The organism is Desulfomonilaceae bacterium (assembly GCA_041662605.1).
Taxonomy (GTDB): domain Bacteria; phylum Desulfobacterota; class Desulfomonilia; order Desulfomonilales; family Desulfomonilaceae; genus CAJBEZ01.
Genome location: JBAZSD010000003.1, coordinates 108,939 through 125,673, shown reverse-complemented (window position 1 = coordinate 125,673; position 16,735 = coordinate 108,939). Strand labels below are relative to the sequence as shown.

General features: G+C 46.8%; 16 protein-coding genes and 1 tRNA gene. 14 read left to right on the top strand and 3 right to left on the bottom strand.

Features of this window, described 5'->3' with window-relative positions; genetic code table 11:
* Window positions 1-87 precede the first annotated feature (87 nt).
* The 12 genes from trpD (at window position 88) to WC647_03380 (ending at window position 12,349) form a co-directional block, all read left to right on the top strand.
* Window positions 88-1,125 carry an anthranilate phosphoribosyltransferase gene (gene trpD / locus WC647_03435; GenBank protein MFA6221345.1) on the top strand — a complete coding sequence of 346 codons (1,038 nt, stop codon included), beginning with the start codon at window positions 88-90 and terminating at the stop codon, window positions 1,123-1,125.
* A gap of 1 nt (window position 1,126) precedes the next feature.
* A complete protein-coding gene (gene trpC / locus WC647_03430; protein MFA6221344.1) occupies window positions 1,127-1,927 on the top strand; it encodes an indole-3-glycerol phosphate synthase TrpC in 801 nt (266 codons plus the stop codon).
* Window positions 1,927-2,544 (top strand): phosphoribosylanthranilate isomerase, encoded by a 618-nt coding sequence (locus WC647_03425; protein MFA6221343.1) that lies wholly within the window; start codon window positions 1,927-1,929, stop codon window positions 2,542-2,544. Before trpC ends, WC647_03425 begins: the two co-directional genes overlap by 1 nt.
* Window positions 2,489-3,787, top strand: a complete 1,299-nt coding sequence (gene trpB / locus WC647_03420; protein MFA6221342.1) for a tryptophan synthase subunit beta — start codon at window positions 2,489-2,491, stop codon at window positions 3,785-3,787. The genes WC647_03425 and trpB overlap by 56 nt, the downstream gene beginning before the upstream one ends.
* Entirely contained in the window at window positions 3,784-4,605 is an 822-nt protein-coding gene (trpA, locus tag WC647_03415) for a tryptophan synthase subunit alpha (protein ID MFA6221341.1), read from the top strand. Before trpB ends, trpA begins: the two co-directional genes overlap by 4 nt.
* Window positions 4,606-4,716: 111 nt before the next feature.
* Complete coding sequence (locus tag WC647_03410; protein ID MFA6221340.1) at window positions 4,717-5,523, top strand: DUF169 domain-containing protein; 807 nt, start codon at window positions 4,717-4,719, stop codon at window positions 5,521-5,523.
* Between the two features lie 159 nt (window positions 5,524-5,682).
* Window positions 5,683-5,757: transfer RNA gene (locus WC647_03405), tRNA-Thr, on the top strand.
* 541 nt (window positions 5,758-6,298) lie between these two features.
* The gene (locus WC647_03400) at window positions 6,299-9,706 is read left to right on the top strand and encodes a HEAT repeat domain-containing protein (GenBank protein ID MFA6221339.1); all 3,408 of its coding nucleotides are present in this window, start codon (window positions 6,299-6,301) and stop codon (window positions 9,704-9,706) included.
* Between the two features lie 76 nt (window positions 9,707-9,782).
* Window positions 9,783-9,974: a type I restriction-modification system subunit M N-terminal domain-containing protein gene (locus WC647_03395; protein ID MFA6221338.1), complete on the top strand. Its 192-nt coding sequence runs from the start codon at window positions 9,783-9,785 to the stop codon at window positions 9,972-9,974.
* 177 nt (window positions 9,975-10,151) lie between these two features.
* The gene (locus WC647_03390) at window positions 10,152-10,727 is read left to right on the top strand and encodes a flavodoxin family protein (GenBank protein MFA6221337.1); all 576 of its coding nucleotides are present in this window, start codon (window positions 10,152-10,154) and stop codon (window positions 10,725-10,727) included.
* Window positions 10,728-10,955: 228 nt separating this feature from the next.
* Complete coding sequence (locus tag WC647_03385; GenBank protein MFA6221336.1) at window positions 10,956-11,144, top strand: hypothetical protein; 189 nt, start codon at window positions 10,956-10,958, stop codon at window positions 11,142-11,144.
* A gap of 41 nt (window positions 11,145-11,185) precedes the next feature.
* Entirely contained in the window at window positions 11,186-12,349 is a 1,164-nt protein-coding gene (locus tag WC647_03380) for a PrpF domain-containing protein (protein MFA6221335.1), read from the top strand.
* Between the two features lie 516 nt (window positions 12,350-12,865).
* Here the strand turns inward: WC647_03380 and WC647_03375 are convergent.
* Complete coding sequence (locus WC647_03375) at window positions 12,866-13,309, bottom strand: thioesterase family protein (protein ID MFA6221334.1); 444 nt, start codon at window positions 13,307-13,309, stop codon at window positions 12,866-12,868.
* Between the two features lie 109 nt (window positions 13,310-13,418).
* Here WC647_03375 and WC647_03370 point away from each other — a divergent pair, with 109 nt between their 5' ends.
* Together WC647_03370 and WC647_03365 are read left to right on the top strand one after the other, a co-directional pair.
* Window positions 13,419-14,330 carry a LysR family transcriptional regulator gene (locus WC647_03370; GenBank protein ID MFA6221333.1) on the top strand — a complete coding sequence of 304 codons (912 nt, stop codon included), beginning with the start codon at window positions 13,419-13,421 and terminating at the stop codon, window positions 14,328-14,330.
* A 480-nt stretch (window positions 14,331-14,810) separates the two neighbouring features.
* Complete coding sequence (locus WC647_03365; protein ID MFA6221332.1) at window positions 14,811-15,083, top strand: HU family DNA-binding protein; 273 nt, start codon at window positions 14,811-14,813, stop codon at window positions 15,081-15,083.
* Between the two features lie 384 nt (window positions 15,084-15,467).
* Here the strand turns inward: WC647_03365 and WC647_03360 are convergent, their stop codons facing one another.
* Both WC647_03360 and WC647_03355 read right to left on the bottom strand, forming a co-directional pair.
* A complete protein-coding gene (locus WC647_03360; protein MFA6221331.1) occupies window positions 15,468-16,049 on the bottom strand; it encodes a hypothetical protein in 582 nt (193 codons plus the stop codon).
* 66 nt (window positions 16,050-16,115) lie between these two features.
* Window positions 16,116-16,364 carry a cyclophilin-like fold protein gene (locus tag WC647_03355; GenBank protein ID MFA6221330.1) on the bottom strand — a complete coding sequence of 83 codons (249 nt, stop codon included), beginning with the start codon at window positions 16,362-16,364 and terminating at the stop codon, window positions 16,116-16,118.
* Window positions 16,365-16,735 lie beyond the last annotated feature (371 nt).

Genomic DNA, 16,735 nt, shown 5'->3' with positions numbered 1-16,735 from the left:
AAACCAGACAAAAAAAGGCCGTGAATCTTGAGACCAGTAAGATTCACGGCCTTTTTCTTTTTCAACTAGACCAGACTGGAGGGCATGATGATCAAAGAATCAATCGAGAAAGCCGTATCGGGAACAGACATCCCGGAGGCTCAGATGATGGAAACCATGGAAGAAATAATGGAAGGTCACGCTACACAGGCCCAGATTGGGGCTTTGCTCGTGGCGCTGCGAATGAAAGGGGAGACCGTAGAGGAAATAACGGCCGCCGCCAGAGTAATGAGATCGAAAAGCGCCCACATTCCCTATGAATGTGGGGAAGGGGAGTTCCTAATTGACACCTGTGGTACCGGGGGAGACTGCGCAAACACCTTCAATGTTTCAACTACTGCGGCTTTCGTAGCCGCCGGCGCAGGATTAAAGGTCGCGAAACACGGAAACAGATCGGTTTCGAGTAGATGTGGAAGCGCGGACCTGATGGAGGAATTGGGATTGCCGCTCGACCTCACACCAGAGCAGGTGGCCCTGTGCATCAAGGAAGTCGGGATTGGGTTTCTTTTTGCCCCGCTTTTGCACACAGCGATGAAATACGCCATCGGTCCTAGACGGGAGCTGGGTTTGAGAACAATATTCAATTTATTGGGACCGTTAACCAACCCGGCCGGCGCAACGGTGCAGATAATGGGAGTTTACGATGATCGGATGGTCAAACCGTTGACTCATGTTGTCGCCAGACTTGGTACCAGGAAGGCATTTGTGGTGCATGGTCACGGAGGTCTTGATGAAATTAGCGCCAGTGGACCGACTCTAATGGGCCTGGCCGAGAATGGATCAGTTTCCTTCCAATACATGGATCCAACGGATTTCGGTCTGGAACTTAGCTCCCCGTTTGAAATAGGCGGTGGAGACGCCATAGAGAACGCAGCCCTCACAAGATCCGTTCTGAACGGCTCTCTTGGTTCATACAGGGATGTGGTTCTGTTGAATGCAGCGGCAGCGCTTGTCGCTGCGGACAAGGCGTCGAATTTCAGGGAAGGCGTAACTCTTGCGGCCTTCTCCATAGACTCAGGGGCGGCTGCCAACAAACTGGATGAGCTTGTCAAGTTCGCCCGATCCCTGAAGAATGGAGGAAACTAACTTGGCGGCCTTAACAGAAGATTTTCTAGGCAAAGTTGTTGAAATGAAACAGCAGGAGTTGTCGCGACTCAGTGAGATTGGAATGACAAAGCTTGAGGTGCTTGCTGACGCGGCTCGAAAGCCTCGAGATTTTCTCACAAACTTTCACGGAGGCAGACCGTTACCAATAATTGCGGAAATTAAGAAAACCGCTCCTTCGTGGAAAGGATTTCGAAAAAATGTCGATGTCAAAGATGTCGCTGGTATTTACGAAGCCAATGACGCTGCCGCTATCTCAGTACTTACTGATTCTCGGTTTTTCGGGGGTTCAATTGATGATCTAACCTCTGTCGCCGAAGAAGTGAATATCCCAATTTTGAGGAAAGACTTCATCATTGGCGCAGAGCAAGTGTATGAAGCCAGAGCAGCCGGCGCAGACGCGGTTCTGTTGATAGTGACCATTTTGGACAATGATACCCTTCAAGAACTTTTCAAGACCACGATTAGACTCGGTATGACCCCTTTACTGGAAATCCATAATGAGAATGAGGTCTCAAGGGCGCTCAGGCTTAATCCACAATTGATGGGAATAAACAACCGAAACCTTAAAACGCTTGAGGTGAATCTCGAGGTTTCCGAGCGGCTCAGGAAGATGATCCCTCATGATGTCACAGTTGTGGCTGAGAGCGGGGTCTCGGATGAGGCTGACATTAGAAGACTCTTGGAGGCGGGAATAGATGGATTTCTTATTGGAACGACTCTCATGAAATCCCCAGATCCGGGGAAGACACTTCATTCGCTTGTCAATCTTGGGAGGATGTAATGGTTCGAGTAAAAATTTGTGGAATCACCAGCGCTGAAGACGCAGTTTTTGCGGCGGAAATGGGCGCTGACGCCTTGGGTTTTGTGTTTGCTCCAAGCCCCAGGCGTGTGTCACTGGATGACGTTTTGGAAATTATCCGGGATCTGCCCCCTTTTGTTCAGACAGTCGGAGTTTTTGCAGATTCCGATTTAGAAGAGGTAATTTTCTTCAGAAACAGGCTCCGGTTGAATCTTATTCAGTTGTCGGGCTCTGAATCCGACGAATACATTCGGGCTTTAGGGCCTGGGGTGATAAAAGCGGTTCATGTTTCTAACGGGTCTAAGCCCAATCTCGAGGTCAATGAGTCTGCCACCATTCTCCTTGATTCAGCTTCGGGCGATCTAAAAGGGGGAACTGGCAAGGTTCTTGACTGGGATACGCTCGCAGAGGCGTCTATCAGACGTCCCTTTATTCTCGCCGGTGGGTTGACGCCGGAAAATATCTCAATTGCAGTAGCGAAGGTCAAACCCTATGCGGTCGATGTGTCAAGCGGGGTAGAAATAAAACCAGGCAGGAAGGATCATGACAAAATTAGAAGTTTTATACAAAGAGCCAAAACAGTCGGTTTCAACGCCTGATTCCAGGGGTTATTTCGGTCGTTTCGGAGGACGTTTTGCGCCTGAAACGCTGATGCCGGCTCTTGAGGAGCTTTCAGAAACATATACACGAACGAAGGACGACCCTTCATTCAAATCTGAACTGAAGGAATTACTGGAGCACTATGCCGGTAGGGAGACACCGTTATATTTTGCACGCCGCCTTTCAGAGAATCTCGGCGGCGCTGGAATCTATCTGAAACGCGAAGATTTGACCCACACTGGAGCCCATAAAATTAACAATGCTTTGGGACAGGTATTACTCGCGTCAAGAATGGGTAAAAAGAGAATTATCGCTGAAACAGGGGCGGGCCAGCATGGAGTAGCCACTGCGACTGCGGCCGCCCTAATGGGATTGGAATGCGTAGTCTACATGGGTAGCCTTGACATTGAACGCCAAGGACTGAACGTGACGCGTATGAAAATGCTTGGCGCGCAGGTCGTTCCGGTCAACGACGGCAGTTGTTCTTTGAAGGACTCAGTGAACGCCGCAATAAGAGATTGGGTAACGAACGTCTCAACGACTCATTATATAATCGGATCAGTAATAGGGCCGCATCCATATCCAATGATTGTGCGGGATTTTCAGTCGGTGATCGGCAAAGAGGCTCGAAAACAGATACTCGAGCGGACCAAAAAACTCCCTGATGTAGCGATTGCCTGCGTCGGGGCGGGCAGTAACGCTATCGGGCTTTTTCACGCCTTCCTGGATGATCCTGTTCGGCTGATCGGAGTTGAAGCCGGTGGCCATGGTTTAGAAACAGGCCGTCATGCGGCCAGCCTCTGCGCCGGTAGTCCAGGGACGCTACACGGGGCGTATCTGTATCTTTTGCAGAGTGACGACGGTCAGATTACCGAAGCGCATTCTATAGCGGCTGGACTTGATTATCCGGGGGTCGGTCCGGAACATGGCATGCTCAAAGACATTGAAAGAGTAGAGTATGTTTCCGTTACCGACGATGAAGCGGTTGTTGGATTCATGGATCTGGCCAGGACCGAGGGAATAATTCCAGCGCTGGAAAGCGCTCACGCTATCGCGTACCTGAAAAAGTTCGCAGGAGCCATGTCTGTAAACGAAAGTATCCTTGTGTGTCTTTCGGGGCGTGGGGACAAGGATGTGGCGCAAGTGGCGGATTATTTGGAGTCAAACAAAGTTTCCATAGTAAATGAAAATCCTTTGGTGAAAACACAGCGCCTTTATACAGCGCCGGAGATTGGAAGATGACATCAAGAATTACTGCAAGATTTAGTAAGGCGGCCAAAGAGGACAGAGCCGCTTATATTCCTTTCATCATGGCCGGTTTTCCTGATGAAGATACCTTTATTGGTTTATTGAAGACCCTCGATAATTGCGGCGCAGATGTGATAGAGGTTGGAATTCCATTTTCCGATCCTCTCGCCGATGGCCCAACCATACAGAAAGCCGGGAAAATAGCTCTTGAAAATGGCTCTAGCCTGGAGAAGACTTTGAGCGCCCTTAACTCCATACAAACTGAGATTCAAGCTCCGGTGGTTTTGATGAGTTACTGGAACCCCATTCTCAAAATGGGAGTTGACAGGTTCGGAGAAATGATGAAACAGTCCGGATTATCAGGAACAATAATACCGGATTTACCGCCTGATGAAGCGACATGTTGGATGAATGTAGCTGAGTCCCATGGACTTGATACAATTTTCATGGTCGCGCCGACCACAACTCCGAAAAGACTTGAGATGATAGTTAACGCCTCGAAGGGTTTCGTTTACCTGGTGTCCATGACGGGTGTCACTGGAAGCGAGTTGGTGGTGAGCAATGCGCTACTGAAAACAGTGTTGAGCGTCAAGGAGTTAACATCCCTTCCTGTGGCGGTCGGCTTCGGTGTGTCAAACCCAGATCAGGCTGCGGCCCTTTCTGATGTGGCGGACGGAGTGATAGTGGGAAGCGCTTTGATAAAGAAGTGTCTCGAATCTCCTGATGGGATGGCTGCTAAAAAGGCGGTTTCAGATCTGTCCCTTGGGATTGTTGAACGGTTGGGTAAGTCGCAGGCCGCAGGGCACGCATAAAATTTTCATTGTTCCTTGAGGGTAAGTGTATAATTGCAGAGGGTAGGTGGTCTTGAATAGTTCAGTTCCTGAAAGTTACCACGGCCGCCCCACTCTTTCATGGAGGATGCGATGTTTGACACTTCTGAACTCAAGGGATTCTTATCGGCTTTAGGCGCGACCGAAGAACCGTTCGGAATGATGTACTCCGACGTAGAGCCGGACGACGGGATACACCCCAAGTCGGCGGCGTTACCCACTCGTGAAGATGAAAAGAGCGGCAAAGTCGATTGGGCCGCTCTTAACAGCGCGCGGTCCTGCGTAATCGGATTAATCTGGCGCGCCCGTAAGAAAAGAGGTGTCGCATATTTTGACAGGGAGCATTTTGGCTGCCTGGGTGGGGCCTTTTACCTTGGATACATGGAATCCCAATTAGATTCCATTGCCCATTATGTTTCCTCAGGTGTGCCAGGAAAGATGGAAGGGGAGAAATATCTGTCATCACCTCAAATCACAAGGCAATTTTTTGACACTTTGAACCCGAGACCCGCTCCGGCCAAATATTGTGTTTTCAAACCGATTTCTTTATTTCAGGAAAATGAAGATCCGGAGTTGGTCATATTTTTTGCTCGTCCCGAGGTTATGTCAGGCTTATTCACGATAGCCACTTTTGTCACGGACGACTTTGAGGCTGTTAGGACTCCCTTTGGGGCAGGGTGTACTGCAATAGTAACCTGGCCGATCAAATATGCGGCTGAAGGAAAGCTCAAGGCGGTACTCGGTGGATGGGACCCATCTGAAAGAAAATACCTTGGTCATGATGAACTCTCCTTAAGTCTTCCTTACGAAATGTTCAAGAAGATGGTCGAAAAGTGGCGGGATAGCTTTTTGACTACCCATACGTGGGTAAGTCTGAAAAGCCGGCGAGAAAAAGAGTGAGGAGTTTGGGGGATAGCACAGGTGTGGGCGACAGGCTATCACCCAGGGGATTCTGTCAAAGCCCAACGGTTCTCGAAATTCCGCAAAGGTTGACAGAATACAACACTTTGTTCTATTTTTCTGACGCTGCGGAGAGTGGTGTCCTCACTCTCCATCGGGGCCGGGGTAGCTCAGTGGTAGAGCAGATGATTCGTAATCATCAGGCCGTGGGTTCAACTCCCATCCTCGGCTCCAGTGATTCCAATATGTTATGACTTAGTCATGCCCCATTATAATATTTTTGCTGCACCCTTGCTGCAGTAAAAAGTTTTTTTGCGCTTCTTTGAAGCGACTTGACGACATAGAATGAGTCAACCCCCGGATCTATTCTCTCATGTGACAGGGACTACGACTTCTTTCTTGGGGACTATGACTACCAAGTTTCCATTCCGAGTTAACATACAAGTTGACGCGGTTGACTACGTCATGTCGGTAGCCAAGTTTGATTTGGGGGCATCTCAAATTTTAGTGTTTGAGAAAATCCTTCCTAAACTCTCCTGAATTCGGCATATTCAATCTCCCAAATTTGGTTCATACTTGCAAACCTCAACCGACTGGGCCCAATATGGAGTTTTCGAGGAAATCGTGGCCTGTCAGTTACGGAACGAGGAACAAGAAAGGGTGGTTTGAACAATTGGCGTCCACTATCGACCACTGGCCTCAACTTTATATGAAACAATGGGCCAAATACATTGATCGAATATTGTAAGAATACTCTGAATCAGAGGGCCAATATGTGACTACAGATGTCGCTGTTGTTACCTTTGAAAACAATGAAAAAACTTTCACAGAAAGCAATGAATCGTCTGAGGTGAGTGAAGAAAGACTACCCGCTTTGGAAGCGCTGCTCAAATGCCGCACGGGGGGTACTCTAGTCTTAGGCAAGCCTGGGATAGGCAAAACAACCGTTCTGGGCCGTTTCATGTTGGAACAAGCCACTAGGGCAAAAGAAAATGAAGCCTCCTTAATCCCTGTCCTAGTTCATTTGAAATTGCTGAGCCGATCTGCGAACATAGTCAATTTGATCATCTCGTCCATTAGCCAATACGGAACAAACTTCACTGAAGATCTGGTCAAAGGAGCCCTGATATCTGGTAAATTAATATTACTATTCGATGGCTTAAACGAACTCCCGTCCGAGGACGCTGAACGAGATTTGGCACGATTCCTCCAAGAGTTTTCGAATTCCATGCCAATGATCTTTACCAGCCGTTATCGCAAAAATGTCGGCTTCCTGAAGATCAAGACACTGTTGAATCTGCAACCATTGTCTAGAAGCCAGATCGATCTATTTGTACGAAACTTTGCAGGCTCCAACGTACAAGGAATGATTTCTGAGTTGCGGGATCTATCGCCGAACTTGACCCAGAATCCGTTCCTTCTTGAAAGGTTGTGTGGAGTTTTCAGGAAAGAGAATCGTATACCTCATAATCTAGGGACTATATTCAGAGAGTGGGCCGACGACTACACATCATACACGGACCAGGAACTCAGGGGGGATCTAAATTATAGACGGATGTGGAAGGAGTTGCTCAGCCAACTGGCTTACCGGATGATCCAAGGGAATGCGCCAAACTTCTTGCTAACGAATGTCGATAGACAAAAGGCAGTCCATATTCTCACTAACTACCTCGAAGAAGAAAAATGGGGTGGTCCCCGTGAATCTGCGGAAAAATTTCTCGACGACTTTCTAAAGTACAACATACTCGAAAAGGATACTGACGGATCTATCGGATTCCCGCATCAACTGTTGCAGGAATATTTCGCTGCTGAGTACCTCTTAGGATTACTACCCTCTCTGGCTGATGACGATCTCAGAAGTAATTGGTTGAATTATCCCAAATGGACTGAACCAATTTGCTTAGTGGCGCAGCTTTCAGAAGATTATGGATTGCCATCACGATTGCTGGAACTGGCCTACCAGGTAGATATGGTGTTAGCGGCTAGAATTGCGGGCGCTGTCAAAGCCGAGTTTCAGGAAAAGACTATTGCGTCATTGTGGAGCCAGGATTTTCCTGAAAGGGTTAAAATTTACTTATTAGGAGAAAGTAGGGCTGAAGGTGCCATCCCATTACTTGAAGCGGAACTAAGAAACCGTAACCCTACGGTTAGAGAAAGCGCAGCCGTGGCCCTAGGTATGACCGGTTTAGCTCTGGCAAGCCTGCCCCTATCCCGGGCGTTATTTGACGATTATCCGTCGGTTCCTGAGAACGCCGCTGACGCAATGCTACTTATTGATATTGCCCCCGCAGCCGACATACTCCTAGGCGCTCTTGGGAGTCGGAATTCGAAAGCTCGCTGGGGTGCAGCCAAATCGCTGAGAGGCCTGAACAGCGAACGTGTGATATCAGCCTTAATAAAGGTCTTGAATGACTCTGATGGCAATGTAAGACACAAGGCCGCAGAGTCGCTAGGTGTCATTGGCAGTGAAGACGCTCTAGAACCACTGATCCATCTCTTGTCCGACCCTAATTGGCACGTTGTAGGAGGGGCAGGCGAAGCCCTAGGGCGTATTGGGAGCCCCCTAGCAGAAGAACCGTTACTGGAATGCTTATTCAGGGATCATCCTTTAATTAGAGAGAGCGCCGCTAGAGCGTTAGGTCGTCTGGGAAGTAAGAAAGCACTTGATATCCTCATCGGTCAACTAAGGAGTGCAAATCCCGTTACACGCCGTAACGCTGCTTGGGGGCTGAGAGCGTTTGATACCGAGGATAGTGTTGATCCACTCAGTGGCGCCCTACGAGACAATGAACCGTCAGTCAGGGCGACTGCGGCAACAGCTCTAGGCGACATGGATGCAGGCAAATCCTTCCCACATTTAATTAGTCTACTTGATGATCCGGAACCCTCGGTAGCCTTAGCTGTTTTAGAATCACTAGGAAAACTTGGCAAAGTGGACGCTGTAAATACTCTCAATGAATTGCTCAGCCGCACTGATAGCAACAGTCCTTTGTATGTAAGAATTCTCAAGACACTATCGATGCTTGGTTCACCCCAAGCAGTGGCTAGTCTCATCGACATTCTGGCGAAAGCCAGAGAACCCCAAAAAATCCGATTGTCTCTTTTCCTAGGTGAACTTGGATGTGAAGAAGCTAGGGAATCGCTTCTTGCGATGTTGAAACACCAAACCTGGCTTATACGAAAAAAGGCTGCTAAGTGCTTGGGGACAAACGGTGATCAATGTCTTATCGAACGTCTTCGACCGTTGCTAAGAGAGACTCAGGACTTACTTATTCTGAATCTAATATCTGATCTTCAAAACAAGTTTGGGTGTTACGACCAGAACCTGATTCCATGGGATGTGGAATTTTACATTTTGCACTTGTCAGACTTGCATTTTCGAGGAGAGACAACGGCAGATGAACCATATGTACTATTGTTCCTGGACATAGAAAGAAAGCTGAAACCGCCAAGAATAGACGCCATTGTGTTGTCAGGGGATATGGTTTATCAGGGTTGCGGAGCCATTGGGTACGATCCTCTAGAGCGTTTCCTTGATAAATTGATGAACAGATACGGCATTAGTCGAGATAGATTGGTAATCGTTCCGGGCAATCATGATCTTGACAGGAATTCAGATAGTGACAAGTTTGGTCAGTTTCGGTCGTTCTATTGGAGTGTTAAGAAGAAGGAATATCCTTGCAACTACGATGAACAAGCAACTGTGGAAAAATTTCCCGATCAGAAGGTCATGATCATGGGCCTTAACTCGGCATATGAAGAGGATCGAGATCATCCAAGACTAGCAAGCATCAACCGAACTGCCCTTATTAGAGGGATTGGACAACTTGAGCGCGATATTTTGGATGATAAGTGGCTCAAAATTGTGGTTTGGCACCATCCGCTTTCACAGGAACTAGACGACGGAATCAAGGATCAAAAGTTTATAGAATTACTCCGGGAAGCGGGTTGGCAGATAGCGCTTGTGGGGCATATCCATCGAGATAGCCATGAAAAAATTGGATCATTTCTGACGATTGGAGCCGGAACGTTCGGGGCTCCACCGGAAGAACTCGTTCCAGCTATTCCTTGGCAATATAATTTTATAAGTATACGTGGGAATAAACTGAGTTTACATATAAGGAGAAAAGAAACCGAGACAGGAACGTGGAACGCTCTGAAAGAAATCTTGATTGAGGTCTAACACTGAATAAATCGCATATTACCCTTCTACGCAAAATACCTTTCAACTTGATAACTGGAAAATTGGAAAATGGAAAATGTTCCACGCACTTACTTGGATAGCAAATTTCATTTGGGCCATAGTGGACAATGTGCTCAGATACCATTATGTCAGAGGCAAATATCGTGATGTAATATTGCCGATGGTGGTAATTCGACGTCTTGACACAGTCCTTGAGTTCACCAAACAGGCCGTCCTGGAAATGAAGAAGAGTCATAGCAGGTCATGAATTGCGAGAGATGTGGCAAACGTTCATGACAGGCAATTATTACTATTGTAATGAGCCCCACACGCAATGCCCGGCAACGCCAGTGCCGACGAGATTCCGTGGCCTGAATCACAACAACAAGATATCCTCCGCAACGTCTCCTAAAGGATTATATATCAATAACCTAAGGAGATCATTATGAAAGTATTGGCGATTAACGGGAGCGCTCGAAAAGAAGGGAACACCTCAGCGTTAATCAAATACGTTCTTGCAGAGTTAGAAAAGGAAGGAATTCAGACCGAACTGATAGAATTGGCCGGTAAGAAGGTCAGGGGGTGCATCGCTTGTTATAAGTGCATGGAAAACAAAGACAAAAAGTGCTCAGTAGCCACAGACTATGTGAACCATGTCATTGAAAGGATGATAGAAGCTGACGGAATAATTCTTGGCTCTCCAACATATTTCGCCGATGTTTCAGCAGAAATGAAAGGCCTGATTGATAGATCCGGAATGGTGGCCAGGGCCAATGATAATATGTTCAGATTAAAAGCCGGCGCAGCCGTGGTCGTGGCAAGGAGGGCCGGCTCGATTCACGCCTTCGATACAATAAACCATTTTTTCTTTATCAACGAAATGATTGTTCCAGGATCGATCCACTGGAATGTAGCCTTTGGCCAAAATAAGGGAGAAGTTGAAAAAGACGAAGAGGGAATAGCCGGGATGAAAAACCTCGGCAAAAACATGGCGTGGCTGCTAAAAAGGATCGCTGTTTAATACCCCGGCTGGCCCGATCTGGGCTGCGCATCAATTCAGATAGGTATCCAGATGATTTACTTGTTCAGCGCCTGTCGACGCTCGTGCCAATGTAAGGATTATTCATTAGTAAAAGTTATCCTCCGTTAAAATTGACACATGGGGAGAAAATTTGTCGCCGTGAGTGAGCCTTAGGTGTATATTGTGATAGTGATTCGTTCCATTTGGTTTTAAAAGGGAGATTGAATCATGTCAGAACTAAAGAAACAGGTTTTCATCTCGTTGGCTGGATCCACTGGAATTGAACCTGAAATAGATCTTCCTGGAATAATCGGCGATGAATGGGCAGACCCTGAAGAATTTCTGAATGACTTTTGCTCAGACAATCTTGAAGCTGAAATTGAAGCAAAGAAACACTTCAACTCTCCATTATTTTGACCGACCCTGATATCAAAAAATAGGCTCGGGAGTTCGCTGGAATGGAACCTCAACAAATAATGGTGAAAGCGGTGATTGCTCGGGGAGGGAATAGTCGTGGCGTTTATTTACTTCGGTCACAATTGCCTACTGACACAGCTTTGCGCGATAAAATAATTCTGGCCATCTTTGGTAGTCCTGATATTCGGGAAATTGATGGCCTAGGTGGCGCCACTGTACTAACTAGCAAAGTCGCTATCTTAGGGCCTCCCACCAGACCTGACGCAGACATAGATTACACTTTTGGTCAGGTATCAATAAATGAGGCTCATGTTGATTATTCTGGCAACTGCGGGAACATCTCCGCCGGAGTAGGCCCGGTTGCCATACATTTGGGACTAATCGACAAAAAGGAACCTCTTACTTCAGTTCGCATGCACTTGACCAATTTCAATCGCATACTCAAAGCAGATATACCTGTGATGGATGATGAAGTTGTAATTGAAGGCGCCTATCAAATATCAGGTGTCCCTGGAACCGGCGCACGTATTGAACTTGATTTTTGTGATTCTGCTGGAGCCGCGACAGGTAAAATTTTGCCCACCGGTAATGCGCAGGATACGTTCAAAATAGATGGCATTGGCAACTTGGATGTTTCAATAATAGACTCGGGGAATCCGATAGTATTTGTTAGAGCAATTTCCATAGGCTTAAAGGGGACAGAGAGCCCAAATGAAATAAAGAATTTGCCTGAGAAATTGATTGTTCTTGAGAAAATCCGCTCGATTGCCGCTCAAAGAATAGGATTTGTCGATGACTGGCGTAAGGCTACTGAAGATAGTCCATTCATTCCCTTTGTGGTTTTTTTAAGTGAACCTCAGAATTATACTTCATTTACCACGAAACAAGTAATTCCAGCCGACTCAATTGATATTGTGGCAAGACAGATGCTTGAGCAAAATATGCACGAGGCTTATGCTGGCACTGCGGCGGTGTGTACTGGTACTGCAGCCCGTATTCCCGGCACTGTGGTGAATGATCTTGTTTCCAAATCTATATTTACAACGGAACTCATACGTATTGGAAACCCGTCGGGAGTATTTCCCATTAACACCGTTGTAGAATCAAACCAAGGCGGTATACGTTTAATCAAGGCAAGTTTTGGACGAACTGCTCGCATCATAATGGACGGATACGTATATGTCCGGAAGAGTTTATTAATCTAACAGTTGTCGATTTTGCTATCCCTGGTCAAAACCACGCGATTTATTTTTTCTTCTGATGTTTTCCCCCTTGCCTGAATCAAATCATCGCTTAATTCGCGTTCCAGACGCGAATTAAGCGATGATAGGAATATAGATTGGACATACACAAACAATATTCAATATAAAATGACATAAATTGTTACAACAAATCTATATTAAGGAGCAAATTGGTTTCAAAAGTGTACACTGCCCAAAATAAATTGGCCGACTTCTTCACGGCTGAACCCATTGCAGCTCAAATTCTCTTTCGATAACCATTTTCAGGAGTTTTTGATTTCTTCTAATCTTCAGTCCTTGATAATTTGAATCTTTCCGTAAAAGCTATCCAAGGTAAAACGGAAAGTTCCTGTCTTACCCAAAATGGTGAGAACCAGTAGCCTGTGTACTATTTCACATAGTTCAAAAAAATGCTTGGTCGTTAATCCCAAAACTGTTACCATTGGCCGATAGATTGAGATCTTGAAGTCGTTTAGGCGGTTACCGCCTCAATTGAGGTTTGCCTATTCCGCGTGTTTTCATAGCGATTTTATCATTAAATCTATCAGCGTCGATCACGAACCTCTCATGTGTTCCCTTAGAAATTTCCTCGATTCCGTCGTCCGCCGACAGAGAAAAAGTCAACTTACGCCCCTCTACCCTTTCGAGCTTTCCCTTCACTGTAACGGTAAGTCCCGGTGGTGTTGCGGCAGAATGCGTCAGGCTGACTCCAATACCCACCGTTTGCTCCTTCGGCCAGTCTAGGTGTGGGTTGACGGCCTCGATACATGCCCATTCAAACAGTCCGACCATAAATCCTGTCGCCAATACTTTTGGCATCATCTGGAACTCTAAGGATTCTGGAAACAGGAAAGGCACGGTTTTGTTTTCAGGAACCGTGAACCTGAATTGAAACGTCAAACCTGATCTCAAAGAATCTTTCATGGCAACGCCCCTTTGTTGGAACATTCTTTTTTGAGACAACGATAGAAGTGATATTTTGATAAGTAAAATTAATATATTTAATGAATCTCATTATGATATCTTATTCAGTATGGAATGGCAGCAAATCAGAGGGTTTTATCACGTGGCTCGACTGAGAAGCTTCACAAAGGCCGCCGAAGCCACGTTCAGGACTCAATCCGCATTGAGCCAGCAAATAAAGAGGCTGGAAGAAGAGCTGGATTGTCTGTTGATTGAGAGAATTGGAAGTAGAAAACTGCGGCTCACCGCCGCAGGAGAGAAGTTTTTCGGGTTTGCAGAAGAGGTTTTAGAAAAGTACGAGTCAGTCAGTGAATCGTTGCATGATCTCCAGGGAATTCAAAGAGGTACCCTGAGTGTGGCTGCGCCCTTCACGACCCTCTATCACTTATTCCCTGCAGTTCTCCAGGAGTATCTTGGTCAATTCCCGGAGGTTCAACTAACTATTCTGGACCGCCCACAGAAAATGGTAATTGAGCTTGTCAGGAGCGGTGAGGTAGATTTCGGGTTTGTTCTGGAGTCTGCGGCGCCCCATGACCTCATCTCATGGCGATGGGAAAAGGTGGATACAGTCTTGATAGTTCCGTTGGGACATCCTTTGACTTTGCTGAAAAGAGTGACCTTGGATGATGTGGTCAAGTATCCCCTTATCCTGAACCCCAAGAATCCACCGCATACGGGTCGCCTTGACGTAGAAGAACGACTCCAGGGGCTTGGTCTGAACTATCGAGTGGTTATGGAGTCTTCCAACGTAGATCTGAGTTCTCTTTATGTAGAGATGGGGCTGGGCGTATCCTTTGCCACCATAGTCCAGAATCTCTCTATTCTAAAACAGAGAAAATTGGAGTTTATAACCCTGGGTCACTATTTTGACTCGGACTACCTCACCATAATCGCCCGCAAAAGCAGAACGCTTGCCTCGTACAAAACCGCTTTCTTGAGTCTCCTAATAAAAGGCGACAGCCTAACGGCTTGGGCCAGTTGAAAGTGACTTTTGCGTGCTCTCTGTATGTTTATAGCACAACCGCCTGTCGGGGCGGCCTGTCGTTAATGTCTTTGTGGCGGCGCTGACATCTGGGCGAAGGAAAGTGTTTTTTGTTACCTTCGCATAAGAAATTTTTCTGCTTTTGAATGTTTTCGCTGTTGGCTTGAAACCTGTTAGATTTTACGGTGTCGGCCATTACGAATCCGGAGATTTCCGGTTGGAAAATAAATCGGCAGAAGCCGAAGCGCCTCAGATTCTTTAATCTTGCCAAACTTCCATTCATCGAATTCTGTTAAACCCGCCACCGCAACAGTGGGTTTAGCTTTTTATGGGCTAAACTCAACCTAGTCTAATCCAAGAACTTGCCCCAACCTCATATTTCCCATAGTCTTCTCTTGACACCCTCTGCGGTCATGTCTTATATAGCCCCAACTCATATTCTTGGCGGAATACGATTACAATTTCGAGGGAGGAACGGACATGACAAAAGCTGAAATGGTGGACAAACTTGCAGAGAAGGGCCAGATGACGAAAAGACTCGCTTCAGAATCGATCGATCTGGTCTTTTCAGCTATTTCCGACGTGTTGGTTGCGGGCGACGAAATCTCATTGCCAGGCTTCGGAAAATTCTCCGTGATTGTCAGACAAGCTCGGACAGGTTTGAATCCCCGCACCCAGGAAAAACTCAACATCCCGGAAACCAAAGTTCCAAAGTTTACCGCAGCAAAGGCCCTCAAAGAATCGATAAAGTGATCTTTGATTTCCAAAGATTTGCCTTGAAATAAATAGACCTTTTCATGTGGACTGTTCCAGCGTCAGGGCATTGGGAGACAATTGAGGGGAAGGTCGGGTTTGAGGTCTCAGAGTGAGATTTTCCATCCCCTTGGAGGTTTCTAGGAATTGTCACGCGCGCACTTACCGGATGAGCCAGGAAACATACGCGGTGTCCATCACGGTGTCAGTGAAAAGTATCTCGACCGCTACCTGGCTGAGTTTTCATACCGCTTCAACCGCCGGTATTGGGATTCTCAGATCTTCAATCGTACCGTCATTGCGTGCGTGTCTACCTCGACAGTAACTTTTACGGAGCTAAGGGCATGGTCCAATCCTGAAATACTCTGCCCATTTAATCCGAAATCATCCAGGACGATCCGGGTCAACTCCTGTCTTTGTCCTACGGGCCACATATTGGGGATACCAATGGTTGAGCCACAGTCCCGACCCGATCAAACCCAGGGATACCGCCTGATAGCCGATCCCGCCTTCCCACCAGCCGTAAGTTTTCGCCCCGCTCATGCCCGCGGCGATTAGAAATATCACCATCCACATTAGCGAGAGGGTCCAACAATTCCGGTAGAAAACTGGGGATGCCTGCCGCTCGGGGGGCACAGTCTCTCGGGCATATTGCAGGACAAAAGGTTTGCCCAGGAAAATAGACACGCAGGCGATGGCCGCCAGGCTCCCGTTGGTCAGGATATCCAGGTTTTTGATCACCCAGAAGTTTTCAAATAGCACCACCATGACTAGGTTGAAGCCGAAAAAGAACAGCGAGCCCCAGGTCAGGATGAACCCCTTGGACAGCTGTTTGTAGCCCATGACCAGCACCAGGGCTAGGGCTGCGATTATGGCGGCCTTCAACCTGAACAGGGATGGCCCGGAAATAGCCCCAAAAACAATCCAGGGCAGGAAGCCTAGCAGAATGCTTAGAATCTCTCTCATTTTTGATGAAACCTGAACCGAGGTTTAAGTCTATTGTGGCATGGGGAAAATCATCAAAACCCCACCTCAAAACTGCGAGGTCGTTCCGAAAAAGATGCAAAAGGCTGACCCCGGCGGCCAGTATCCCAAGTCTCCGGTCTCTACAACCTCTTTGGATGTTTCTTCCAATGGAGAATTGACAGGAATAGAGAAATAAATTTCATCGCCCCAGGTATTAAGAGACGCCGTCAAAGGCAATACCTCAAATATCTTCCGGGCTGTGAGGCTATCATTCAGATCAGCCATCATAGACATCTTTCCGATGTTAATCTTCATGATCATACTTTCTTTGTCGCAACCTATCTCAATTATATTTTATCATATAAGGATTGGCTGGTCTGTTTGGAATTTGAATTGTCTTGCGTTGTATCGTCAGTCGCTAATCGAAAAGGAAGATTAAAGGTCTGAGAAAAAATCGACGGTGGCATAACTGTATAAGATTCTTTAAACGAATCAGAATAAAAGCGGCGGCGATGACGACAAAGACAAACATTATATTCGTCTCTTATTACCGTCACATCAAATCCTTCGTCCCAGGTCAATACCACGCGTCCGTGATTTTGATTCTAATACTTGCTTTATCTGAACCACATCCGCGTGGAAACAGCGTTATAGGCGCGAATTAAGGGATGATCCAACTACGATGT